This is a genomic window from Mesorhizobium sp. 01N446 (assembly GCF_056399285.1).
Genome location: NZ_JBFTRA010000004.1, coordinates 155869 through 179024 on the forward strand (window position 1 = coordinate 155869; position 23156 = coordinate 179024).

Genomic DNA, 23156 nt, shown 5'->3' on the forward strand with positions numbered 1-23156 from the left:
GTCTATAGCCGAAAACGAAAGCAATGAAAAGGCATAAGCCGGCTAAAGGAAATCAGCTGATTGCAAAGGCAAACTCCGGCGCAATCTAGATTGCGCTCTTTCGGACGATGCCGCGCGCGATCCCGGTGATGACGGCAAACGCCGCATCGACATCGCCGGCGGTCGCTTCGAACTGGCCGACCTGGAACCTTATCGCCACCTGCCCGTCGACTCTGGTTTGCGTCAGGTAGATGCGGCCATCGTCGTTGATCGCATTGACCAGCCGCAGATTGTGCGCGTCCGCATCGGTGCTTGAGGCTGTCTTGTGCCGGAACGAAAACAGCGACAGCATGCGTTCGCTGACGATCTCGAAATCCGGCTCCCTTGCCAGCCGCTCGGCAAGGCCCTCGCTCCAGGCGACATGGTTGCGGATCATCGCCCGCAGGTTTTCCAGCCCATGAGCCCGCAACAGGAACCACAGCTTTAGGGCGCGAAAACGCCGGCCGAGCGGCACCGACCATTCCGAATAATTGATGATGCCGTCATGACCATGGGTTTTCAGATAGTCCGGCTTGATGGCCAGCGTCCGGACATGGCTTTCGGGATCGCGCAGGAACTGGATCGAGCAGTCGAACTGTGCGCCAAGCCATTTGTGCGGATTGAAGACGATCGAATCCGCACCTTCGACACCGGCCCAGAAATGCCTGTATTCCGGGCAGATCATCGCCGATCCGGCCCAGGCCGCATCAACATGAAGGTAGAGCCCATGCCGCCTGGCGACCGCGGCGACCGCCGCGATGTCGTCCGTGCCGCCCGTGCTGGTGCCGCCGACGCAAGCGATGATGCCCGCGGGCAGAAAACCGGCTTGCCGGTCGGCCACGATGGCTTCTTCCAGGGCGGCGGTGTCCATGGCGCGAAAACGGCCCGAGACCGGGATGCGCACCAGATTGTCCTCGCCGATGCCCGAGACCCAGATTGCCCGGTCGATTGATGTGTGCACCTGATCCGAGGAATAGATGCGCAACTGCCCCTGCCCGGCCAGGCCCTTTTTGTTGCCTTGCCAGTCCAGCGCACGTTCGCGCATGGTCAGCACGGCATTGAGTGTCGCCGACTAGGCCGAATCCTGGATGACGCCGGAAAATCCCTCGGGCAGACCGAGCGCCTGCCGCATCCAGTCGACGGTGCGCGTTTCGAGTTCGGTCGCCGCCGGCGACGTCTGCCAAAGCATGCATTGCGCGGCCATTGCGGAGACGAGATACTCCGCCACCACCGAGACTGGCGCCGCATTGGCAGGGAAATAGGCGAAGAAGCGTGGATGCTGCCAATGCGTCATTCCCGGCACGATCTTCTCCTCGAAGTCGGCGAAAATCCTGTCCATCGGTTCGGCGGCTTCGGGCGGCGAGGCTTCAATGCTCCTGAAAATGTCGCCGGGCTCGACCAGCGGCCGCACCGGCCGTTCGCGCAGATTCTCGCGATAGTCGACGCCCCAGTCGGCGGCACGCCGCGACCACTGCCGGAATTCATCATTGTTCATCCTGTCCTCCCGACACGACCGCGATGCCGGCACGCTTCGCCCGGCTCTCAAATTCGACTATTAATTAACATGTGAAATATACGCAAGCACTGGCGATAACCGCTCGCGCGCCCTACCCTGGGAAATCGGGCAGACTGGCAAAGGCGGTCTTCAGCGCGTTGGACCAGCCGTCGGAGATCGTGCGATAATATTGATCGTCCTGGCCGATCCGCTTCTTCAAGCCAACCTTGAAAGAATCCTTCTCCAGGAACAGCAGATCGAGCGGCAGGCCGACCGACAGGTTCGACTTGAGCGTCGAATCGAACGACACCAGCAAAAGCTTCACCGTCTCGGCCAGGCTCATCGTGCGCTCATAAGCGCGGATGATAATCGGCTTGCCGTACTTGGTCTCGCCGATCTGGAAGAACGGCGTGTCGTCGGTCGATTCGATGAAATTGCCCTCGGGATAGATCATGAACAGCCGCGGCGGGCTGCCCTTGATCTGCCCGCCCAGGATGAAGGAGGCATTGAAGTAGGAATCTGCCTTCTCGCCGGCGGGAGATGATTGCGTGATAACCTCTTTCACCGTGTCGCCCACCAGCCGCACCGTCTGGTACATGGATGGTGTTTCGAGCAGTTTCTCGTGGCGGTCGGTCACTGCCTTGGTGCGCTCGTCGAGCAGGCTGACCACGGCCTGTGTCGTCGCCAGATTGCCGGCCGACATCAAGACGATGACACGCTCGCCCGGCTGTTCCCAGACATGCATTTTCTTGAAGGTCGAGATCGAATCCATGCCGGCATTGGTGCGCGTGTCCGACATGAACACGAGCCCGCGATCGATCTTCAGGCCGACGCAATAGGTCATGGAATCTCTTCTGGCACTAATCCTTGCGGGATTACTGCTCTACCGTGACCGTGACCGCAAGCCGTTCTTCCGCCTGTCCCAGTCGAATTCCCGACACCGGCGAGGCGTCGCGGTAGTCGCGGCCGGTGGCCACCTTCACATAACGCTCGTCGGGTGAAATACCGTTGGCAGCGTCGAAGGCAACCCAGCCGAGGCCCGGAACATGCGCTTCAGCCCAGGCGTGGCTTGCCGCCTGCTCGACAGCATCCATCATCAGGTAGCCGCTGACGTAGCGCGACGGAAATCCCATGGCGCGCGCGGCGGCGGCAAAGATATGGCTATGGTCCTGGCAAACCCCGGTTTTCAGCGCCAGAGCCTCTTCGGCGGGCGTCGTCGCGTTGGTGGTGCCCGGCGTATAGGCGACACGCTCGCCGATCATGGCCATCAGCCGGTGCAGCCTTTCGATATCGGTGCCCGGGCCGACCGCTTCGGCAAGAGCACGGATACCGTCGCCGGTGGCGGTCAACGGTGTCTCCTGCGCGAACAGCCACAGCGGCGCAAAACCCTGATGTGGCCCGCAGACACCCGTTGTGTCGCGCGTCACCACCTCGCCGGACGCCTCGACCGTGATGAAATCGTGGTCGCCCTCGACGCTCAGCAGTCTTGTGTCGTTGCCGTAATGGTCGGTAAACCGCACTTCCTCGCGCGCGCCTTCGACCTTCAGCGCCCAGGACAGCACCGTCTGAGTCTGCCCGCTCACCGGAAGCAGCCGCAACCGCTGGAGCAGATATTGCACCGGAGCATCGTAGCGGTATTCGGTGCGGTGCGTGATCTTGAGCCGCATGGCTATCTTCCGTTTGTGTGCATGATCTTACCCAAAAACCGGTTGCCACTTTTTGGGATCATGCTCAATAAAACCGGTAATCCTGTGCGATCTCGTCGCCGAGCCTGGTGTTGTCGCGGATGAACCCGGCAAGGAACTCGTGCAGGCCTGCGTCGAATATATCCTTGATCGACCCTGCCCTCAGCATGGCTTGCGTTTTTTCCGCCGTCGCATGGCAGGCGTGGCGTTCGCCGTAATCGTCGCCGAGGAATTTCAGATGCTCCGACAGGAAGCGATAGCAGAAGGTCAATGAACGCGGCATGCGCACATTGAGGATCAGGTAATCGGCGATGTTGGTCGGCTTGTAGTCGGCATCATAGACCCAGCGGTAGGAGCGATGCGCCGACACCGAGCGCAGGATCGATTCCCACTGATAGTTGTCGAGGGTCGAGCCGACCCAGGAGATCGACGGCAGCAGCACGTAATACTTCACGTCGAGGATCCGCGCCGTGTTGTCGGCGCGCTCGACATAGGTGCCGAGCTGCGAGAAGTCGAAAATCTCGTTACGCAGCATGGTGCCATAGAACGAGCCGCGGATCAGCGCCGTCTCGCGCTTGATCGCGTCGAGCACGCTTGGCAGGTCGCGCTCATCGATCGGCTTCGCCAGCATCCGTTTCAGCGCCATCCAGGCTTCGTTGATGCTTTCCCAGGTCTCGCGCGTCAGCGCGGTGCGTACCATGCGGGCATTGTTGCGGGCCGTCTCGATCGACGACATCGTGCTCGACGGGTTCGACGTGTCGCGCAAAAGGAAATCGGCGACATCGGCCGCCGTATAGTCCGAATACTTCTGCTTGAAGGCGATGTCGGAGCCAGCGCTGAGCAGCACCGAGTTCCATTCCTCCGACGCGCTTTGCGTGCGGGTCAGCGCCATGCGCAGTCCCGCATCAACCAGCCGCGCCATGTTTTCCGCCCGCTCGATATAGCGGTTCATCCAGTACAGTCCGTTGGCGGTCCGGCCTAAAAGCATCCAAAAACCTTCACATGAAAATCAATCATCCAGCACCCAAGTATCCTTGGTGCCGCCGCCTTGCGAGGAATTGACCACCAGCGAGCCTTCCTTCAACGCGACACGCGTCAGGCCACCTGGCACGATCTGGATGCGGTCGGAGACCAGCACATAAGGCCTGAGATCGACATGGCGCGGCGCCAGGCCCTTGTCGGTCAGGATCGGGCAGGTCGACAACGCCAGTGTCGGCTGGGCGATATAGTTCGAAGGCTTCGCCGCCAGCTTCTTGGCGAACTCCTGGCATTCCTTCTTGGTCGCCGCCGGGCCGACCAGCATGCCATAACCGCCGGAGCCGTGCACTTCCTTGATCACCAGTTCATGGATGTGCTCGAGCACATATTTCAGGCTGTCCGGCTCCGAACAGCGCCAGGTCGGGATGTTGCCGAGGATCGCCTTGCGGCCGGTATAGAATTCGACGATCTCGGGCATGTAGGAATAGATCGCCTTGTCGTCGGCGATGCCGGTTCCCGGCGCATTGGCGATGGTGATGTTGCCGGCCCGGTAGACATCCATGATGCCGGGTATGCCAAGAGCCGAATCCGGCCGGAAGGTCAGCGGATCGAGGAAGGAATCATCGACGCGGCGGTAGAGCACGTCGATCTGCTTGTAGCCTTCGGTCGTGCGCATCGCGACATGGCCATCGACGACCCGCAGATCCTGGCCCTCGACCAGTTGCACGCCCATCTGGTCGGCGAGGAAGGCATGCTCGAAATAGGCGGAATTGAAACTGCCTGGCGTCAGCACGGCGATGGTCGGCGCGCCCTTGGTGCTTTGCGGACGAACCGCCGCCAGCGACTGGCGCAGCAGCTGCGGGTAGTTCTCCACCGGCCGCACCTTGATCTTCTGGAACAGTTCGGGGAACAGCTGCATCATCGTCTCGCGGTTCTCCAGCATGTAGGAGACACCGGACGGGGTGCGCGCATTGTCCTCCAGAACGTAGAACTCGTCCTCTGAGATGCGTACGATATCGACGCCGATAATATGGGTATAGACGCCGGCCGGCGGCCGCACCCCGATCATCTCCGGCAGGAACGCCTCGTTCTTGGCGATCAGGTCCCTGGGAACCCGGCCGGCGCGCAGGATCTCCTGGCGGTGATAGATATCGTCGAGGAAGGCGTTCAGCGCCTGCACACGCTGCTCGATGCCTTGCGTCAGGCGCCGCCACTCATTGCCTGAGATGATGCGAGGAACGATATCGAACGGGATCAGCCGTTCGGACGCCTCCTGCTCGCCATAGACGGCGAAGGTGATGCCGGTCTTGCGGAAGACGCGTTCGGCGTCCTGCATCTTCTCGGTAAGTCTGGCTGGATCCTGCTCCTTCAGCCAGCGGTCATAAGCCGAATACGGTCTTCTCAATCCGGAGACTTCCGGAAGCATTTCATCGAACGCTGCCAATCGCATACTCCCCTGTGACGCCATTTCACTGGCGTCGCCGGAGAAAATCAAGCGCAATCGGTGATTTGGGGGATCCGGGCGATCAGTATGTTGCAGCTGCCTAAAATTGAGGCAGCCGAAATATGACCTTGATCAGGCTTTGCCTCGTGCCCGGGCAGATGCCTTCCCACCTAGAAGGCGCGGAAAGTGACGACTGTAAACGTGTCCTTGATGCCGGGGAGAATCTGCACCTTCTCGTTGACGAAATGGCCGACGTCTTCTTCGTCATCGACATAGAATTTGGCGAGCAGGTCGTAATTGCCGGCAGTCGAATAGATCTCCGAGGCGATCTCGGCATCGGCAAGCGCGCTGGCAACCTCATAGGATTTGCCGAGCTCGCATTTGATCTGCACGAAAAACGCCTTCATGGCTTCGTCCCGCTATACGTCCAAGTCCAAGCGGCCCTTCTGGCAGACTGGAGGCGGCCTTTCAAGCACTGGAATCCGCGCTTAGCCGGCGACGGACCGGACGACGGTCTCACGCGGCTCCTTACCGGCATGTCACAATGAGACGAATATTCACGGCCGCTGAAACCGTGAAGCGCCGTCACGCGTATGTTAGGGTGTGTCCTGGAACAGCTTTCCGGAGGCATCTTTCGAGGGACAATGGAGACAGGCCATGCGCCGCGCCTTTTTCGCATTCGCATTCGTCATGCTGGCGTCCTCGGCATTTGCCGGCGAAGCCGAGGTCAAGGCTGGCCAGGCTGTCATCGACGGCCAGTTGAAGGCGCTGCTGGCCGATGACGGCGCCAAGGCCTACAGCTTCGCCGCCCCGAACGTGAAACAGGTGTTTCCGACCGTCGACGCCTTCATGAACATGGTGACCAATGGCTACCCGCCGGTGCGCAAGCCGCAGTCCTATGCCTTCGGCAAGGTCGAGCAGACAGGCCCGGGCTCGATCATCCAGCAGGTTCTGATCGTCGGCCCCGACGGCAAGGACTACGAGGCGGTCTATACGCTGCAGCAGCAACCCGACGGCACGTTCCAGATCACCGGCTGCAGCCTGCGCGCATCGAATTCGCTGAGCACCTGAGGTTTAAAGGACGGGAATATCGCCCCTCGCCCAGCCTTCTGTAATCTCGGCGCCGCGCGCGTCGAAAGTTTGCGTCTCGATAGCGGCGCGGATGTCCTGCATCAGCTTCTGGTAGTAGGAAAGATTGTTCCAGGTCAGCAGCATGGCGCCAAGCGCCTCCTGCGAGCGCACCAGATGGTGCAGATAGGCGCGCGAATAATCCCGCGCCGCCGGGCAATCGCTTTCCTCGTCGAGCGGACGCGGATCGTCGGCATGACGGGCATTGCGTAGATTGACCTTGCCGCGCCTGGTGTACGCCAAGCCGTGCCGGCCAGCCCGCGTCGGCATCACGCAGTCGAACATATCGATGCCGCGTGCCACCGATTTCAGGATATCGTCCGGTGTGCCGACGCCCATGAGATAGCGCGGCTTGTCCGCAGGCAGTTCTGGACAGGTGATGTCGAGCATTTCGAGCATCACCGCCTGCGGCTCGCCGACGGCCAGCCCGCCGACCGCATAGCCCTTCAGGCCCATCGCGCTCAGCGCCTGCGACGAACGCACCCTGAGCGCTGCATTGTCGCCGCCCTGCACGATGCCGAACATCGCCTTGCCCGGCTGGTCGCCGAACGCCGTCTTGCAGCGCTCGGCCCAGCGCAGCGACAGTTCCATGGCACGTTCGATCTCCTTCAACTCGGCCGGCAGCGCCGTGCATTCGTCGAGCTGCATCTGGATGTCCGAATCGAGCAGGCCCTGGATCTCGATCGAGCGCTCCGGCGACATTTCGTAAGGCGCGCCATCAATATGCGAGCGGAAGGTGACGCCCTTTTCCGTCAATTTCCTGAGCTTCGACAGCGACATCACCTGAAAACCGCCGCTGTCGGTCAGGATCGGATGCGGCCAGCGGGCGAATTCGTGCAATCCGCCAAGCCGCGCGACACGCTCGGCGCCGGGCCGCAGCATCAGGTGATAAGTGTTGCCCAGGATGATGTCGGCGCCGACGCCGCGCACCTGGTCCATATACATCGCCTTGACGGTGCCGCCGGTGCCGACCGGCATGAAGGCGGGCGTACGGATCTCGCCGCGCGGCATGTCGATGACACCGCGCCGCGCCTTGCCGTCGGTGGCGAGGACCTTGAAGCTGAACGGCTTAGCCATTGAATTCCTTGTCATGGATCGGCGCGTCCGGCGCCTGCCTGTCGAGCGACTGGCGGTACTGGATGCAGCCGCGCATGAATTTCGGCCAGGGCGGCACGGCGATCGACGGCTCGGTCTTTTCCGGCAACAGATCCCACAGATCGGGGTGATGCCAGCAGAGATCATGGCCCGACCTGTCGCGATGCGCGCGAATGCCGGCGCGCAGTTTCTTCACCTCGGCGATCAGGGCGTCGCGATCAAGGGTTTGCAGGTCATCATCCATCGCTCGTCTCCGCTCGGTAAAGCAGGCTTGCGTCTCCATAGGAATAGAACCGGTAGCGGTTCGCAATGGCATGCGCATAGGCCGCGCGCATCGTGTCGAGGCCGCTGAAGGCGGAGACCAGCATGAACAGCGTCGAACGCGGCAGATGGAAATTGGTCATCAGCATGTCGGCGGTGCGAAAGCGGTAGCCAGGCGTGATGAAGATATCGGTCGGCCCGGACCACGCAGGCACCGTGCCGTCTTCACGCGCTGCACTCTCCAGCAGCCGCAGCGAGGTCGTGCCGACGGCGATGATGCGCCCGCCCCTCGCCTTGGCCGCGTTCAGAGCGTCGGCCGTTTCCCGGCTGACCGAACCGATCTCGGCATGCATCTTGTGGTCGGCGGTGTCGTCCGCCTTGACCGGCAGGAACGTGCCGGCACCGACATGCAAGGTGACGAAGCGGCGCTCGACCCCCTTGGCGTCGAGCCTCGCAAACAGCTCCGGCGTGAAATGCAGGCCGGCAGTGGGCGCGGCAACCGCCCCGTCCTCCCTTGCATAGATGGTCTGGTAGTCGGCCCGGTCGCGCTCGTCATCGTCGCGCTTCGAGGCGATGTAAGGGGGCAGCGGAATGTGGCCGACCGTGTGCAGCGCCTCGTCGAGGAAAGGCCCCGACAGGTCGAAGCCAAGCAGCGCCTCGCCGCCCTCGCCTTTTTCGATCACCGTGGCGTCGAGCTGGCCGAGGAAACAGGAATTGCCATCATGGCCGAAATGGATGCGGTCGCCGGCGGCAATGCGCTTGCCCGGCCGCATGAAGGCCAGCCAGCGGTCCGGCGCGACGCGCATATGCAGCGTGGCCTCGACTTGCGCCAGTGCTTCGCCGCGCCGCCTTATGCCCTTGAGCTGCGCCGGAATGACCTTGGTGTCGTTGAACACCAGCACGTCGCCGGCCCTGAGCAGGGATGGCAGGTCGCCGACCGTGCGGTCGTCAAGCGCCTCGCCCGGCTTGACCACCAGCATTTTGGCGCTGTCGCGCGGCTCCGCGGGGCGAAGCGCGATGCGCTCCTCCGGCAGGTCGAAGTCGAAGAGATCGACGCGCATCAGTAGAGCCGGATAAGCAGCGCCCCGGCCAAGAGCAGCACCGCGCCGGCGACGCGGCCGAGCGAGATTTCACGCACAGCGACGCCAAGGAAGCCGACGCGGTCGATGAGCATGCCGGCCAGCAACTGGCCGGCCACCAGGAACGCCATCAGCGCGGCGGCGCCGATGCGCGGCGTGAGGATGGTGGAGAGCGTGACGTAGAAGCCGCCGAGCATGCCGCCGGCAACGAACAGCCAGGGCGCCGGCGCCTTCCAGTCGAGCGAAATGCCTTGCAGCTTCACCACCGTGACGGAGATGATGCCGAGCACGACGGCGCCCGACAGGAACGAAAACGCGGCCGCCGCGACCGGGAGACCCAGGCCGCGCGCCAGCTGCGAATTGATCGGGGCCTGAATGGCAATGAAGGCGCCGGACAGGATGCCGAGAAGCGACCAGACGACGCCCATCATTGTCTTTCTGCCTTACTTGACGTCGGCCGCGACCTTCAGCGACACGATCTTGTCGGGATCGACCACCGGCTCGCCGCGCTTGATCTTGTCGACATTGTCCATGCCTTCGATGACCTGGCCCCAGACCGTGTACTGGCGGTTGAGGAAGGCGGCATCGTCGAAGCAGATGAAGAACTGCGAATTGGCCGAATTCGGGTTCTGTGAACGGGCCATCGAGCAGGTGCCGCGACCATGGTTGGCGTTGGAGAATTCAGCCTTCAGGTCGGGCTTGTCCGAGCCGCCCATGCCGGCACGCGATGGCGCAAAGGTCGACTTGCTCGAATTGCCGAACTTGACGTCGCCGGTCTGCGCCATGAAGCCTTCGATGACGCGGTGGAAAACCACGCCGTCATAGGCGCCTTCCCTGGCCAGTTCCTTGATGCGGGCGACATGGCCGGGGGCCAGGTCGGGGAAAAGTTCGATGACGACCTTGCCCTTGGTCGTTTCCATGATGAGCGCGTTCTCGCGGTCCTTGATGTCGGCCATGTCAGATATCCTTTTGAGAAAACAATATTACTTGTCGGCGGCGATGCGCACTTTGATCATCCGGTCGGGGTCGGAGACCGTACCGTTGTCCGCCTCGTCACCCTTCTTGATGTGGTCCACCAGCTCCATGCCGCTGACGACATTGCCGACGATGGTGTACTGGCCGTCGAGCGGCGGCGCCGGCGCGAACATGATGAAGAACTGCGAATTGGCGGAGTTCGGGTCCTGCGAGCGGGCCATGCCGACCACGCCACGCTTGTAGTGCTCGGTCTGCGAGAATTCGGCCGGCAGGTCGGGCAGGTCCGAACCGCCGGTGCCGACGGCCTGGGAGTTGAAGCCCTTCTTCATGTTGCCGAACTTGACGTCGCCGGTCTGCGCCATGAAGCCGTCGATGACGCGGTGGAAAGCGACATTGTCATAGGCATGGTCACGCACGAGCTTCTTGATCTGCGCGACATGCTTAGGCGCCAGATCGGGTCGCAGCGCGATGGTGACGTCGCCGTCCTTCAGCGTGATGATCATGGTGTTTTCGGGATCGGCGGCATAGGCCGAGACCGAGGCGGTCACAAGGCCGGCAAGCACGACAAGGAACGAGGCGAGCCTTTTGAGCTGCATGAGGATTTTCTCCGGGCTTATTTCGCGAATTTTGCGTTGAGTGCGCCAGCGACAGCCGCCGGCACGAAGGGGCGTATGTCGCCGCCCATCGAGGCTATCTGGCGCACAAGTGTGGCGGTAATGGTGCGCACCGACGGGCTGGCGGGCAGAAAAACCGTCTGCAGCTCGGGCGCCATGGTTTCGTTCATGCCGGCCATCTGCATTTCGTAGTCGAGATCGGTGCCGTCGCGCAGGCCGCGGATCATGATCGAAGCACCCTGCTTCCTGGCGGCATCGATCACCAGTCCGTCGAAGGCGACGACCTTGATGCGCGCGCCATCGCGGCCGAATTCGGCCTTCGTGGCGGCTTCGATGAGTTGCACCCGCTCCTCGAAGGAAAACAATGGCTTCTTGCCCGGATGAATGCCGATCGCGGCATAGACGATGTCGGCCACGGCCAGCGACGCCTTCAGCACATCGAGATGGCCGTTGGTCAGCGGGTCGAAGGAGCCAGCGTAAAGGGCGGTGCGTTCAGTCATGGCAGGTGCTTCTAGCGAGCCTCTCTCGCAAAGGCAAATCCGATCGACGCGAAGCCTATGAACCTTTTCCGGCACATGAACGACAGATGAACACGCTGATCACCAAGCCTTCACGCAGCGTTCATTAGGTTGCACCTTAATAAGATGAAACCAAAATCCCATCTATCCGTTGTAAGGCGCAGGAGAACACGCACATGCTGATCTACATGCTCGCCACCGCAATGACAGTCGCAATGCTGATCGCCACCGTATTCGGGCTGCATCAGGAGGCACAACGCATCCGCGTCAAGGCAAACACCAAGCGCTTCGAAGGCTTCGGCCCCCGCAAGCCGTATCGTCACTACTAAGTCAGTCCAGACTTGCTGCCGCGCCGGCCAAGGGGCCGGCGTTGCTATGTCTGGACCTATTCAGCGCTGCCCGGGCCAGCATCAGTCTCTGGAGCAGACTCCGCGCCGCTCTCGATGGTCTCTTCGCTTTCCTCGTCCGATTGCGGCTCGGAAATCCGCTCGACCGAAACCACCTTCTCACCTTCAGCCGTATTGAAGATGGTCACGCCCTTGGTGGCGCGGCTGGCGAAACGGATGCCGTTGACCGGCACCCGGATGACGGTGCCGCCATCCGAAACCAGCATGATCTGGTCGTCATTGCCGACCGGGAAGGTCGCCACCAGCCGGCCGATCTCTGCCGTCTTCGACACGTCGGTGGCTCGGATGCCCTTGCCGCCGCGCCCGGTCAGGCGGAAATCATAGGACGACGAACGCTTGCCGTAGCCATATTCGGTGACCGTCAGCACATACTGCTCATGCGCCTTGAGGAACTCGTAGCGCTCGTCGGAAAGCTCCGTCTCCTCGCCGACCTCTTCGTTGGTCAGCGCGATTTCTTCCTCTTCGCCGGCGGCAATACCGGCGGCAGCCCGCCGTTCGGCCGCGGCCCGCTTGAGATAGGCGGCGCGTTCGGCCGGCGGCGCATCGACATTCTCGATCACCGACATGGAGATGATGCGGTCGGTCTCGGCCATGGTGATGCCGCGCACGCCGACGGAATTGCGGCTCTGGAAGACGCGCACGTCGCCGACCGAGAAGCGGATGCACTGGCCGGAGCTGGCGGTCAAAAGCACGTCGTCATTGTCGGTGCAGGTCTCGACGCCGAGAATCTCGTCGCCTTCCTCCTCCAGCTTCATGGCGATCTTGCCGTTGCGGTTGACCTGGACGAAGTCGGACAGCTTGTTGCGGCGCACGGTGCCGCGCGTGGTGGCGAACATCACGTCGAGCTCGCCCCAGCTGGTCTCGTCCTCGGGCAGCGGCATGATCGTGGTGATGCGCTCGCCCTGTTCGAGCGGCAGCATGTTGATCAGCGCCTTGCCGCGTGACTGCGGATTGCCGATCGGCAGCCGCCAGACCTTTTCCTTGTAGACGATGCCGCGCGAGGAGAAGAACAGCACCGGCGTGTGCGTGTTGGCCACGAACAACCGGCTGACGAAATCCTCTTCCTTGGTCGACATGCCGGAGCGGCCCTTGCCGCCACGGCGCTGCGCCCGGTAGAGCGACAGCGGCACGCGCTTGATGTAGCCGGAATGGCTCACCGTCACGACCATGTCCTCGCGCTGGATCAGGTCCTCGTCTTCCATGTCCGCGCCACCATCGGTCAGCTCGGTGCGGCGTGGCGTGCCGAACTCGTCGCGCACGGCGGCAAGCTCATCCTTGACGATCTGCTGGACGCGCGCGCGGGAAGACAGGATGTCGAGGTAGTCCTTGATCTCGTCGCCGATCGTGTTCAACTCGTCGGCGATCTCGTCGCGGCCGAGCGCGGTCAGGCGCTGCAGGCGCAGTTCGAGGATGGCGCGCGCCTGTTCCTCGGAAAGATTGTAGGTGCCGTCCTCATTGATGCGATGGCGCGGATCGTCGATCAACAGGATCAGCGATTCGACGTCGCCTGCCGGCCAGCGCCGCTCCATCAACTGCTCGCGCGCCGTCTGCGGATCGGGCGCGGTGCGGATCAGCTTGATGACCTCGTCGATATTGGCGACGGCAATCGCCAGACCCACCAACACGTGCGCGCGGTCGCGCGCCTTGCGCAGCAGGAATTTCGTCCGCCTGGTGATGACCTCTTCGCGGAAGGACACGAACGCCTTCAGCATGTCGGTCAGCGTCAGCAGTTCCGGCTTGCCGCCATTCAGCGCCACCATATTGGCGCCAAAGGAGGTCTGCAGCGGCGTGAAGCGGTAGAGCTGGTTGAGGATGACGTCGGCGACGGCGTCGCGCTTCAGCTCGATGACGACGCGATAGCCCTGCCGGTCGCTTTCGTCGCGGATGTCGGAAATGCCCTCGATGCGCTTGTCGCGCACCAGTTCGGCCATCTTCTCGATCATCGAGGCCTTGTTCACCTGGTAGGGAACCTCGGTGATGATGATCGATTCACGGTCGTTGCCGCGCTGTTCGATGTTGACCTTGCCGCGCATGACGATCGAGCCACGGCCGGTCGAATAGGCGCTGTAGATGCCGGAGCGGCCAAGCACGATGCCGCCGGTCGGGAAATCGGGGCCTGGAATGATCTCCATCAGCGCCGGCAGGTCGATCGCCGGATTGTCGATGACGGCGATGGCACCGTTGCAGACTTCGCCCAGATTGTGCGGCGGGATGTTGGTGGCCATGCCGACGGCGATGCCGCCGGAACCATTGACCAGCAGATTGGGAAAGCGCGCCGGCAGAACCTTCGGCTCGGTGTCCGAGGCATCATAAGTGTCCTGGAAATCGACCGTGTCCTTGTCGATGTCCTCCAGAAGCTCATGCGCGACCTTGGTCAGCCGCGATTCGGTGTAGCGCATCGCCGCCGGCGGATCGCCGTCGATCGAGCCGAAATTGCCTTGCCCGTCGATCAGCGGCACGCGCAGCGACCAGTCCTGCGCCATGCGCACCAAGGCGTCATAGATCGAGGCGTCGCCATGCGGATGGTATTTACCCATCACGTCGGCGACCGGGCGGGCCGACTTCACATATTTGCGGTTCCAGTGGTAGCCGCTCTCATGCGCGGCATAGAGAATGCGGCGATGCACGGGCTTGAGGCCATCGCGCACATCGGGCAGCGCACGGCTGACGATAACGCTCATGGCATAAGAGAGATACGAGCTCTGCATCTCCTCGATGATGGAGATCGGCTCGATGCCGGTGGGGCCGCCATCGGCGCCGCGCGGTGTCTTTTGGTCGGTCAAATCGGATCACAATCTAATCAGGAATCACTGACCGTATATATAGGAAGCAAGCCCGAAACTCCAATGTTCGCGGCACTTTTCCAGTGTCATTTTTGGTGGTAATTTCAAAAGGATACCGCACATTGCGACGATATGGCCACAACGCTTTTCGCCGCCACAAGGCAAAAGCCGGCAATGGACCAACTTTCCCAAGCGAAAGCGACGAGCGCCATGAGTTGGCGCAGGTGGTTGCCTTTGCAGGCGCTTGGCGGCTGGCAGTTCCGGGATCTCAATGGTGACCTGATCGCCGGCCTGACATTGGCCGCGATCGCCATTCCCGAGCAGATGGCGACGGCGCGGCTCGGCGGCTTTGCTCCCGAGATCGGGTTTTTCGCTTTTGTCGCCGGTTCGGTGGCCTTCGCCCTGTTCGGCGCCAATCGTCACCTCTCGGCCGGCGCGGATTCGACCATCACGCCGCTGTTTGCCGGCAGCCTGGCGCTGCTCGCCACATCAGGCTCGCCGCACTATTTGGCGCTGGCAGCCATGCTGGCACTGATGGTCGGGCTGATCGTGGCGCTCAGCGGCATCTTTCGCCTCGGCTGGATCGCCGACCTCCTGTCGGTGCCGGTCACGACAGGGTTTTTGGCCGGCATCGCCGTCCACATCATCGTCTCGCAAATGCCCGGACTGCTCGGCCTGCCAGCCCAGAGCGGCGAAACCTTGCGTCGTGTCGGCGAGATCGCCGGCAGTCTCCATCTCACCAATCCCTGGAGCCTTGGGCTCGGCCTTGGCGTGTTCGCGATCGTGTTCTGCTCGGAGCGGATCAGCGCCCGCATCCCCGGCGCCTTGATCGGCATGGTGCTTGCCACGCTTGCGGTCATCGTCTTCGGCCTCAGGGATCGCGGCGTCGAGGTGCTCGGCGCCCTGCCAAACGGCCTGCCCCGGCCGGGTCTGCCGCTTGCCAGCCTTGACGATGTGCAGGCGCTGGTTCCATTGGCGCTGCTGATCGCCATCGTCGTCATGGTGCAGACGGCGGCGACCTCGCGTTCCTTCATACCGCAGCGGGGCGCCCCTGACGTCAACCGCGATTTCATCGGCGTCGGCGCCGGCAGCATCGCGTCGGGCCTGTTCGGCGCCTTTGCGGTCAATGCCAGCCCGCCGCGCACGGCCATCATCTCCCAGTCGGGTGGCCGCTCGCAATTGTCCGGCCTCATTGCCGCGGCCATCGTGCTGGCGCTCGGCGCCTTCGGTGGCGGCCTGCTCGCCAACGTTCCGCAGGCCGCCCTTGCCGGTGTCCTGATGTTCGTTGCCCAGCACATATTGCGCTGGAAGGTGTTCGCCAGCGTCTACCGGCAGGCTCCGGTCGAATTCGTGCTGATCCTGGTCACCATGGCCGCCATCGTCGTGCTGCCGATCGCAACCGGCGTGGCGGTGGGCATCGGCCTGTCGCTGCTGCATGGCATCTGGAGTGCGACACGCACGGAGCCGATCGAACTCGAACAGGTGCCGGGCACGTCCGTCTGGTGGCCGCCAGGCAAACCCAGTTCCGGCGAACAATTCCCAGGCGTGCTGGTCGCGGCCTTCCAGGCGCCGCTGTCCTTCGTCAACGCCGACCGCTTCAAGCGCGGCCTTTGCGGTCTCATCGATGCCAGGGACGAAACCGTGAAACTGGTCGTGCTGGAGGCCAGCAACATCGTCGAAATCGACTACACCGCCGCGCAAGCCCTGATCGACACCATCCTGCATTGCCGCAAGGCGGGCGCGGTCTTTGCCATAGCGCGGCTGGAATCGCTGCGCGCCCAGGCGGCGCTGAAGCGGTTCGGCATCGCTGAAATGGTCGGCACGCAGCGCATATTCCACAGCGTCGACGCGGCGATCAAGTCACTGGGTCCGGGGAAACAGCTGCAGCAAGAACAGGATCGAGTGCCATGATTGACCCCCGAGTGCCCATTGTCACGCCGGTTCCCGTCGAGGAATTGAGGCCGACGCAGATAACGGTCGGCATGCGGGAAGTTGCGTTGAAGCGCCAGATGATCCGGGAACAGGACGCCAAGAAGAAGACCGGCGCTTTTCTCGGCAAACACATGGTGCCGGTCGTATTGGGGCCTAAAAATCGCAACTACGTCACCGATCATCATCACCTCGCTCGCGCTTTGCTCGAGGAAGGCGTCAAGGACGTGCTTGTGACCGTGATCAGCGACCTGTCCGCGCTCGACAAGGACGCCTTTCTTTTCGTGCTCGACAACAGAGGCTGGATGCATCCGTTCGACGAGAACGGCCGGCGCCGCGACTATTCGGCAATTCCGAAGACAATCGGCGAGCTGATCGATGATCCTTACAGGAGCATGGCCGGCGAACTGCGCCGGCAAGGCGGCTTCGCCAAGGACACCACGCCGTTCAGCGAATTCATCTGGGCGGATTTTCTGCGTCGGCGCATCGATCGCAATGCGATTGCGAAGAACTTCGACAAGGCGATGAAAGAGGCCCTCAGCCTAGCCAAGGGCAAGGACGCGGACTATCTGCCGGGCTGGTGCGGCCCGACGACGGACTGAGCCTGCCTCCGGCGAGGCGCGCCCATGTCGATGCTGCTTGACCGGCGGGCGCGATAATCGCCCGGCGTCTCGCCCATGACGCGCCGGAACCGGCGGTTGAACGTCGACAGATCGTTGAAGCCCGCGTCGAAGGCGATCGCCGAGATCGCATCGTCCGACAGGCGCAGCCGCACCGCTGCCCGGTGCAGCCTCGTCCTCAGCAGGAACTGGTAAGGCGTCATGCCGGCGACCTGCCGGAAGATACGCAGGAAATGATAGGGGCTGGTCGCCGTCTCGTCCGCCAGCGCCGACAGCGAAACGGGGCTGTCGGCATCCAGTTCGATCCGCTGCACGGCTTCCGCCACCCGTTTCTGATCACGCCGGCTCGGCGCGTGCATGACAGGCGCGGTGCCGGAGGCTGCGGTCACGGCCGCGCCCGCAATGCGCAGGGAAAGTTCCTCGAAGGCATCAGTGTCAGCTGTTTCTCGCGCCGCTTCCGCTTCGGCCAGCAGCGACGCCAGGGCCGCCAAGGGCGGCAGGCGCGGCGTCTCGAAGGGGAGTGTTCGGGCGCCCGGCACGCCGGCGACGATCCGCTCCATGTAGGCCGGTTTGAAATGAAACGAGAGACAGCGGTCGCCGCTGCCATGCTCGTGGCCGCATTCATAGCATGTGCCGGAATTGCCGAGCAGCAGCGCACCCGGCGCCAGCATCGCCGTGCCCTGCCGCGTGCGGTAGCGGAAGGTGCCGCTGGTCACCGCCGCGATGCAGAAATCCCGATGCGCCTCCTCGAACGGCCGGTCGCCGGTGCCGGCCGTGCAGATCACATCCGCCACGTGCCAGCCGGGTCCGGATGCCAGAGTGCGCGTCGTCGCTGTCATGATCGAAATATAGCAATTTTTCCCAAGCCCAGAACCCCGCCGGCGCCTACTCCTCGCGGTCTCCTGACAGAAAGAGACCGCAGCCATGTTCGACCCTTTTGCCGAAGCCCTGCACAGTCCCGGACCGATCGACGGGCTTGCCGAAAAACTGAACCTTTACGGCCGCTTCGTCGGCGCCTGGACGTTCGACGCCTCACGCCGCCTCGAGGACGGCACCGTGCTCACCGGGCGTGGCGAGGTGCATTTCGGCTGGGTTCTGGAAGGCCGCGCCATCCAGGACGTATGGATCCTGCCCGCGCGCGACGCCGGCCCCTCGCCGTCTCTTGGCAAATGGACGTTCTACGGCACGACGCTGCGCGTCTATGATCCCGGCGCGGACGCCTGGCACATTTTCTGGAGCGACCCGCGCAACCAGTATTTCAGCCGCCAGCTCGGCCGCGCCGAAGACGACACGATCGTGCAGGTCGGCGCCGACGGCACCGGTTCGTCGGTGCGCTGGAGCTTTTCGCGGATCACCGAAGATTCCTTCCGCTGGCTCGGCGAGCGCTCGCACGACGGCGCGGCCTGGCACCTCGAAGTCGAGTTCCTGGCGCGCCGTCAATCTGCAAGATGACATCACAACCCTTTGTAACAACGGAGAAAACCATGTTCGATCATGTTTCGGTCGGCGTCCGCGACGCCAACGCCTCGAAGCGCTTCTACGACGCGGCGCTGGCGCCGCTTGGCTATTCCTGCCTCAGCCAATCGCCGGGTTCGCTCGGCTATGGCGCCCAGAGCGTGGCGCTGTGGGTAAACGAAGCGGCGCGGCCGGTTCCGGCTGACGAAAAATCCGGCCTGCATTTCTGCTTCGCCGCCCCGACACGAGACGGCGTCGATGCCTTCCATGCCGCTGCCTTGCGCCAAGGCGGCAGCGACAATGGCGCGCCTGGCCTGCGCGCCGACTACAGCGAGAACTATTACGCCGCCTTCGTCATCGACCCGGACGGCTATCGCCTCGAGGCCTATTGCGGTGCGGCCGGCTAACCCTGTCGAGGGTCGTAGTTTCGCACCCAAGACAGTTCCCACCGACCGGGCTTTGCTCTACCAATGCGGGGCGGGCTCGGCCCGGCGGGAGGGTCAGCGATGCCGAGTTTCGACAGCCTGTTCAATGCCTTCGTCACCATTCTCGTGACCATCGACCCGCCCGGCCTGGCGCCGCTGTTCCTCGCCGTGACACGCGGCATGAACCGCGAGGAGCGTCATCAGGTGTCGGTGCGCGCCTCGGTCATCGGCTTCCTGGTGATGGCGCTGTTCGCGGTGGCCGGCGCCTCGATCCTGTCGGTGTTCGGCATCACCCTGCCGGCCTTCCGCGTCGCCGGTGGTTTCCTGCTGTTCTTCATCGCCTTCGAAATGGTGTTCGAGCGGCGGCAGGACCGCAAGGAGAAGATCGGCGACGTCGCCATCACCAAGGACATGATCCACAACATCGCCGCCTTCCCGCTGGCGATCCCGCTGATCGCCGGTCCCGGCGCGATTTCGGCGACAGTGCTGCTTTCCGGCTCGTTTCAGGGCTTTGCCGCGCAGGCCGCGCTCGTCGGCATCATCTTCGTCTGCCTCGCCATCACCTATCTGGTGTTCGTGCTGTCGGAACGCATCGACCGCATCCTCGGCCAGACCGGCCGCTCGATCCTGACCCGCCTGCTCGGCGTCATCCTGGCCGCACTGGCCGTGCAATTCGTGGCCGACGGCATCAAGGCACTGATGGCCGGGTGAGCGGCAGTCCCTACTGCCCTACTGCCCTACTTGGCCGTCGTGTCGATGACTTCAAAGTCATGCGTGATCGTGGCCGTCTTGGCCATCATGGCGGAGGCCGAGCAGTATTTTTCGATCGACAGATTAATCGCGCGTTGAACCTTGTCCGTCGACAAGGCCCTGCCCTTGACGATGAAATGCATATGGATGCGGGTAAACACCTTTGGGTCGGTTTCGGCCCGGTCGGCATCGAGCTCGACCACGCAGTCCTCGACCGCCTCGCGACCTTTTTCCAGGATATGCACGACATCGTAGGCCGAACAGCCGCCGGTGCCGATCAGCACCAGTTCCATCGGGCTCGGGCCCGGCGTCTTGCCTTCGGGGCCCGCTGCCGTTCCCAGCACCAGTTTGTGGCCGCTGCCGGACTCGCCCACGAAGGTACGCTCTTCGACCCATTTTATCCGTGCCTTCACCGCTTTGTCCTTTCAGTCCCTGATCCCAAATCAACAACGCAAAACCCCGAAAGTCCATGCAGGACCCTCGGGGCATATCGATCACGCAACGTCAGTCGTCTTGGCGACGTCAGCCGTTTGATATTGCTTTTCGATCAGAACGGGATCTCGTCGTCCAGCTCGCGCGACGAACCGCCGCCACCGCCGCCCCTGGGAGCGCCGCCGCCGCGGTTGAAGCTCTCGTTCGGGCTGGACTGGCCGAAATCGGAACCGCGGCTGCTGCCGCCTCCGGAATAGCCGCCGACCTGGCCGCCTTCACCCGGGGCGCGCGCGTCGAGCATCTGCAGCTCGCCTCGGAATCTCTGCAGCACGACTTCCGTCGTATACTTGTCCGCGCCGGTCTGGTCCTGCCATTTGCGCGTCTGCAGCTGGCCCTCGACATAGACCTTCATGCCCTTCTTCAGATACTGCTCGGCCACCTTGGCGATGCCCTCATTGAAGATGACGACATTGTGCCACTCGGTCTTTTCCTTGCGCTCGCCGGAATTCTTGTCGCGCCAGCTTTCCGACGTGGCGATACGGATGTTGACGACCGGCTCGCCCGAGTTCAGGCGGCGGATTTCAGGGTCCGCGCCGAGATTGCCGACCAGAATGACCTTGTTGACGCTACCCGCCATGATTTTTCTCCGCGCTCATCCGAAAACAAATTTTTGTCGTAGCACCTTACAGGCTGCGCACGCCAGCCGCCTGCTAAGGCTGGCTTTTCCCACAAGGTTTTTGTTCCCTTTTCGTTCCTATATGCATCACCGCTGATTGTCAAGGAATGGCAGCAATGCCCGAGCCCTTTATATGGGCCTCAAACAGCGCTTGCCAAATCAATAAGTATCGACTTATGCTTTTGCCATGATCGAAGCAGAGATTTTCCGCGCCCTGGCCGACCCGACGCGTCGCGCCGTCTTCGAGCGCCTGGCCACGGCCGAGATGAGCGTGTCGGAATTGCGCAGCGGCCTGACGGTATCGCAGCCGGCGGTATCCCAGCATCTGGCGGTGCTGCGTGGCGCCGGCCTCGTGGTCGAGCGGCGGGCTGGCCGCAACGCCTACTATCGTGCCGATCCGCAGGGGCTCGCCCCCCTGCTCTCCTGGATCGAACGCTACCGGACCTTCTGGCCGGAGCGCATCGAAAGGCTGAAGACGGTTTTGAAGGATATGGACCAGTGAAGGATTTGGGATCGATGAACGCCAAGACCCAAGATGAAGTTGCCCCGGATGCGCTGGAGTTCGAATACGACCTTGCCGAGCCGCCGGAAAAGGTGTGGCGGGCGCTGACCGTGCCGGAACTGCTCGCCGCCTGGATGATGCCGAACGACATCAGGGCGCAGACCGGCAGCAATTTTACCTTTGCCGGGCCGGACGCCGCGATCGAATGCGAAATCCTCGACGCCGAGCCCGAGCGCCTGCTGCGCTACTCCTGGCGGGAGCAGCCAAATGACGCCGCGCGCCAGGATCCGCTCGACAGCGTCGTCACCTTCACACTCGCCCGCACCGCTTCCGGCGGCACGCATCTGCGCATCGTCCATGACGGTTTTGCCGGGAAGGCTATGCCTGCTGTTGCCATGGCGGGCGGCGGCTGCCGGCTTTGGCTCGGATCGCGCGGGGCCGGAAAGCTCATCGCCGCGAACACACCGCTGCTGCTCGCAGCCTGAACACGGAAATCGGAGACGAAAAATGAGCGGTCTTGCCAGTCTGGTGCCGATGGTGATCGAGCAATCGAGCCGCGGCGAACGCGCCTTTGACATTTTCTCGCGGCTGCTGCGCGAGCGCATCATCTTCATCAATGGCGAGATCAATGATGACGTCTCGGCGCTGGTCTGTGCGCAGCTCCTGTCGCTGGAGTCGGACAATCCCGACAAGGAGATCTCGCTCTACATCAACTCACCCGGTGGCGTGGTGACCAGCGGCTTCGCCATCTACGACACGATGCAGTATGTCAGCTGCCCGGTGTCGACCGTGTGCATGGGGTTTGCCGCCTCGATGGGCTCCTTCCTGCTGATGGCGGGCACACCGGGGCGCCGCATCGCGCTGCCGAACGCCACCGTCCTGCTGCACCAGCCGTTGGGCGGCTTCCAGGGCCAAGCCTCCGACATCCAGCGCCATGCCGAACGGATCGGCAAGACCAAACGGCGCATGGCCGAACTCTATGCGCAGCATTGCGGCCGCAGCTACGAGGAGGTCGAACGCACGCTCGATCGCGACCATTTCATGACCGCCCCCGAGGCCCAGGCCTGGGGCATCGTCGACCACGTCTTCGACACCCGCAAAAAGGCGGCGTGAAGCCAGGACCAGGTCGGATTCTCGGCGGTTGTCGAAGATTTGACGATGCCGGTCTGGCCGCATCGGCGGCACGTCACTATAGTCTTGGGATGATCGACACTTATTCGCCCAGGACGTCGCATCGCGTCATCGCCGCCGCAGCGCTCGCTTTCGCCAGCCTTATGAGCAGTTTGGCACTCGCCGACGACAGTTCGGGGCAGGCACAGAAGGGCGCCCTGCCCGGCGTGAGCGGTGACTATCGCATCGCTAAGCCCGCTCCTCAGCCGGAACCTGACGACGCATTCCCCAGCAACGGCAACGGCACGTTCAAGATCGGCGATACCGATGTCAGGATTTCCGGCAGCATCACCGTCGATATGGCTACGGGCGGGATCAAGCCGCCGAGATAGCCAGCGCCATTGCCGGCCAGGCTTCGCTGCAAAAGAACAGCCCCGCCGTGCCCTAGGGCAAACGGACGGGGCTTTTCTGGATCTAAAATCCATATTTTGCCGGGAGTGTACTGCCGGCGTTTGATTTCGGATGCCACGCGGCGTCAGCCGACGATCCGACTAGCAGTCTCTGATTGTTGGGGGATACGGCAAGTCACGGTTTGTCGGGTGGCGCAAACGCTAAACCCTGGCACTTATGCCTGCCGCGGCTCCAACGAGGCGTGGAGCCCTTGGGGACTATCCGGTGGCGTCATGCTCCGCTCCTGTGTCCGTTGCGACATTGTCGTCGCGAAGCGCAAATCGCAAAAACCTGCGGCGTCTCGCAGGCCGCCTTTGGGCGGCGAGG

Annotated in this window: 27 protein-coding genes and 1 pseudogene; 11 read left to right on the forward strand and 17 right to left on the reverse strand. The window is 62.9% G+C overall.

The genetic code is table 11. The features are described from left to right. Positions 1-85: 85 nt before the first annotated feature. The 6 genes and pseudogenes from AC1DPX_RS17675 to AC1DPX_RS17700 form a co-directional block, all read right to left on the reverse strand. Positions 86-1513: pseudogene (locus tag AC1DPX_RS17675) on the reverse strand (pyridoxal phosphate-dependent decarboxylase family protein). A 112-nt stretch (positions 1514-1625) separates the two neighbouring features. Next, positions 1626-2357: a proteasome-type protease gene (locus AC1DPX_RS17680; RefSeq protein WP_477238449.1), complete on the reverse strand. Its 732-nt coding sequence runs from the start codon at positions 2355-2357 to the stop codon at positions 1626-1628. A 31-nt stretch (positions 2358-2388) separates the two neighbouring features. Continuing rightward, positions 2389-3180 carry a transglutaminase family protein gene (locus AC1DPX_RS17685; RefSeq protein WP_477238451.1) on the reverse strand — a complete coding sequence of 264 codons (792 nt, stop codon included), beginning with the start codon at positions 3178-3180 and terminating at the stop codon, positions 2389-2391. 64 nt (positions 3181-3244) lie between these two features. Continuing rightward, positions 3245-4186 (reverse strand): alpha-E domain-containing protein, encoded by a 942-nt coding sequence (locus AC1DPX_RS17690; protein ID WP_202354285.1) that lies wholly within the window; start codon positions 4184-4186, stop codon positions 3245-3247. Positions 4187-4207: 21 nt separating this feature from the next. Next, positions 4208-5620, reverse strand: a complete 1413-nt coding sequence (locus tag AC1DPX_RS17695) for a circularly permuted type 2 ATP-grasp protein (RefSeq protein WP_477238453.1) — start codon at positions 5618-5620, stop codon at positions 4208-4210. Positions 5621-5790: 170 nt separating this feature from the next. Further along, complete coding sequence (locus tag AC1DPX_RS17700; RefSeq protein ID WP_010909609.1) at positions 5791-6027, reverse strand: Lrp/AsnC family transcriptional regulator; 237 nt, start codon at positions 6025-6027, stop codon at positions 5791-5793. 250 nt (positions 6028-6277) lie between these two features. Here AC1DPX_RS17700 and AC1DPX_RS17705 point away from each other — a divergent pair, with 250 nt between their 5' ends. Continuing rightward, a complete protein-coding gene (locus AC1DPX_RS17705; protein ID WP_477238455.1) occupies positions 6278-6691 on the forward strand; it encodes a DUF4864 domain-containing protein in 414 nt (137 codons plus the stop codon). 3 nt (positions 6692-6694) lie between these two features. On the opposite strand, the gene tgt is transcribed toward AC1DPX_RS17705, so the two are convergent. From tgt to coaD, 7 genes are all read right to left on the reverse strand, one after another. Beyond that, a complete protein-coding gene (gene tgt, locus AC1DPX_RS17710; RefSeq protein WP_477238457.1) occupies positions 6695-7825 on the reverse strand; it encodes a tRNA guanosine(34) transglycosylase Tgt in 1131 nt (376 codons plus the stop codon). After that, complete coding sequence (locus AC1DPX_RS17715; protein ID WP_477238459.1) at positions 7818-8087, reverse strand: hypothetical protein; 270 nt, start codon at positions 8085-8087, stop codon at positions 7818-7820. Before AC1DPX_RS17715 ends, tgt begins: the two co-directional genes overlap by 8 nt. Further along, a complete protein-coding gene (gene queA, locus AC1DPX_RS17720) occupies positions 8080-9165 on the reverse strand; it encodes a tRNA preQ1(34) S-adenosylmethionine ribosyltransferase-isomerase QueA (protein ID WP_477238461.1) in 1086 nt (361 codons plus the stop codon). The genes AC1DPX_RS17715 and queA overlap by 8 nt, the downstream gene beginning before the upstream one ends. Beyond that, on the reverse strand, positions 9165-9614 hold the full coding sequence (locus AC1DPX_RS17725) for a DMT family transporter (protein WP_202354279.1): 450 nt from the start codon (positions 9612-9614) through the stop codon (positions 9165-9167). Before AC1DPX_RS17725 ends, queA begins: the two co-directional genes overlap by 1 nt. 12 nt (positions 9615-9626) lie before the next feature. Beyond that, a complete protein-coding gene (locus AC1DPX_RS17730; protein ID WP_202354278.1) occupies positions 9627-10139 on the reverse strand; it encodes a peptidylprolyl isomerase in 513 nt (170 codons plus the stop codon). Between the two features lie 27 nt (positions 10140-10166). Further along, positions 10167-10661: a peptidylprolyl isomerase gene (locus AC1DPX_RS17735; protein WP_010909616.1), complete on the reverse strand. Its 495-nt coding sequence runs from the start codon at positions 10659-10661 to the stop codon at positions 10167-10169. Positions 10662-10771: 110 nt separating this feature from the next. Further along, positions 10772-11272, reverse strand: coding sequence for a pantetheine-phosphate adenylyltransferase (coaD, locus tag AC1DPX_RS17740; protein ID WP_199644278.1), 501 nt, complete (start codon positions 11270-11272; stop codon positions 10772-10774). A gap of 194 nt (positions 11273-11466) precedes the next feature. On the opposite strand from coaD, the gene AC1DPX_RS17745 reads away from it, so the two are divergent. Then, positions 11467-11619 carry a hypothetical protein gene (locus AC1DPX_RS17745; protein ID WP_081714296.1) on the forward strand — a complete coding sequence of 51 codons (153 nt, stop codon included), beginning with the start codon at positions 11467-11469 and terminating at the stop codon, positions 11617-11619. Between the two features lie 56 nt (positions 11620-11675). On the opposite strand, the gene gyrA is transcribed toward AC1DPX_RS17745, so the two are convergent. Next, complete coding sequence (gyrA, locus tag AC1DPX_RS17750; RefSeq protein ID WP_477238463.1) at positions 11676-14480, reverse strand: DNA gyrase subunit A; 2805 nt, start codon at positions 14478-14480, stop codon at positions 11676-11678. Between the two features lie 210 nt (positions 14481-14690). Between gyrA and AC1DPX_RS17755 the strand changes: the two genes are divergently transcribed. Both AC1DPX_RS17755 and AC1DPX_RS17760 read left to right on the forward strand, forming a co-directional pair. Then, positions 14691-16391 (forward strand): SulP family inorganic anion transporter, encoded by a 1701-nt coding sequence (locus AC1DPX_RS17755; protein WP_477238465.1) that lies wholly within the window; start codon positions 14691-14693, stop codon positions 16389-16391. Then, positions 16388-17011, forward strand: a complete 624-nt coding sequence (locus tag AC1DPX_RS17760; protein ID WP_202354275.1) for a ParB-like protein — start codon at positions 16388-16390, stop codon at positions 17009-17011. Before AC1DPX_RS17755 ends, AC1DPX_RS17760 begins: the two co-directional genes overlap by 4 nt. Here AC1DPX_RS17760 and AC1DPX_RS17765 read toward each other — a convergent pair. Continuing rightward, complete coding sequence (locus tag AC1DPX_RS17765) at positions 16975-17868, reverse strand: helix-turn-helix transcriptional regulator (RefSeq protein WP_202354274.1); 894 nt, start codon at positions 17866-17868, stop codon at positions 16975-16977. The two genes, AC1DPX_RS17760 and AC1DPX_RS17765, sit on opposite strands and share 37 nt — an antisense overlap. A gap of 85 nt (positions 17869-17953) precedes the next feature. Here AC1DPX_RS17765 and AC1DPX_RS17770 point away from each other — a divergent pair, with 85 nt between their 5' ends. The 3 genes from AC1DPX_RS17770 to AC1DPX_RS17780 all read left to right on the forward strand — a co-directional run bounded on the left by AC1DPX_RS17770 (position 17954) and on the right by AC1DPX_RS17780 (position 19620). Further along, positions 17954-18481, forward strand: a complete 528-nt coding sequence (locus AC1DPX_RS17770) for a hypothetical protein (RefSeq protein WP_477238467.1) — start codon at positions 17954-17956, stop codon at positions 18479-18481. 32 nt (positions 18482-18513) lie between these two features. Further along, on the forward strand, positions 18514-18891 hold the full coding sequence (locus tag AC1DPX_RS17775; protein ID WP_477238469.1) for a VOC family protein: 378 nt from the start codon (positions 18514-18516) through the stop codon (positions 18889-18891). Positions 18892-18990: 99 nt separating this feature from the next. Continuing rightward, positions 18991-19620, forward strand: coding sequence for a MarC family protein (locus AC1DPX_RS17780; protein WP_477238471.1), 630 nt, complete (start codon positions 18991-18993; stop codon positions 19618-19620). A 26-nt stretch (positions 19621-19646) separates the two neighbouring features. On the opposite strand, the gene AC1DPX_RS17785 is transcribed toward AC1DPX_RS17780, so the two are convergent. After that, on the reverse strand, positions 19647-20072 hold the full coding sequence (locus tag AC1DPX_RS17785; RefSeq protein ID WP_202354271.1) for an OsmC family protein: 426 nt from the start codon (positions 20070-20072) through the stop codon (positions 19647-19649). Positions 20073-20206: 134 nt separating this feature from the next. Further along, entirely contained in the window at positions 20207-20728 is a 522-nt protein-coding gene (locus AC1DPX_RS17790; protein WP_202354270.1) for a single-stranded DNA-binding protein, read from the reverse strand. Positions 20729-20954: 226 nt separating this feature from the next. Here AC1DPX_RS17790 and AC1DPX_RS17795 point away from each other — a divergent pair, with 226 nt between their 5' ends. From AC1DPX_RS17795 to AC1DPX_RS17810, 4 genes are all read left to right on the forward strand, one after another. Beyond that, positions 20955-21269, forward strand: a complete 315-nt coding sequence (locus tag AC1DPX_RS17795) for an ArsR/SmtB family transcription factor (RefSeq protein WP_477238473.1) — start codon at positions 20955-20957, stop codon at positions 21267-21269. A gap of 14 nt (positions 21270-21283) precedes the next feature. Next, positions 21284-21754, forward strand: a complete 471-nt coding sequence (locus tag AC1DPX_RS17800; RefSeq protein WP_477238475.1) for an SRPBCC family protein — start codon at positions 21284-21286, stop codon at positions 21752-21754. A 22-nt stretch (positions 21755-21776) separates the two neighbouring features. Then, a complete protein-coding gene (locus AC1DPX_RS17805) occupies positions 21777-22382 on the forward strand; it encodes an ATP-dependent Clp protease proteolytic subunit (protein ID WP_477238476.1) in 606 nt (201 codons plus the stop codon). An 89-nt stretch (positions 22383-22471) separates the two neighbouring features. Beyond that, positions 22472-22771 (forward strand): hypothetical protein, encoded by a 300-nt coding sequence (locus tag AC1DPX_RS17810; protein ID WP_202354266.1) that lies wholly within the window; start codon positions 22472-22474, stop codon positions 22769-22771. Positions 22772-23156: the final 385 nt, after the last annotated feature.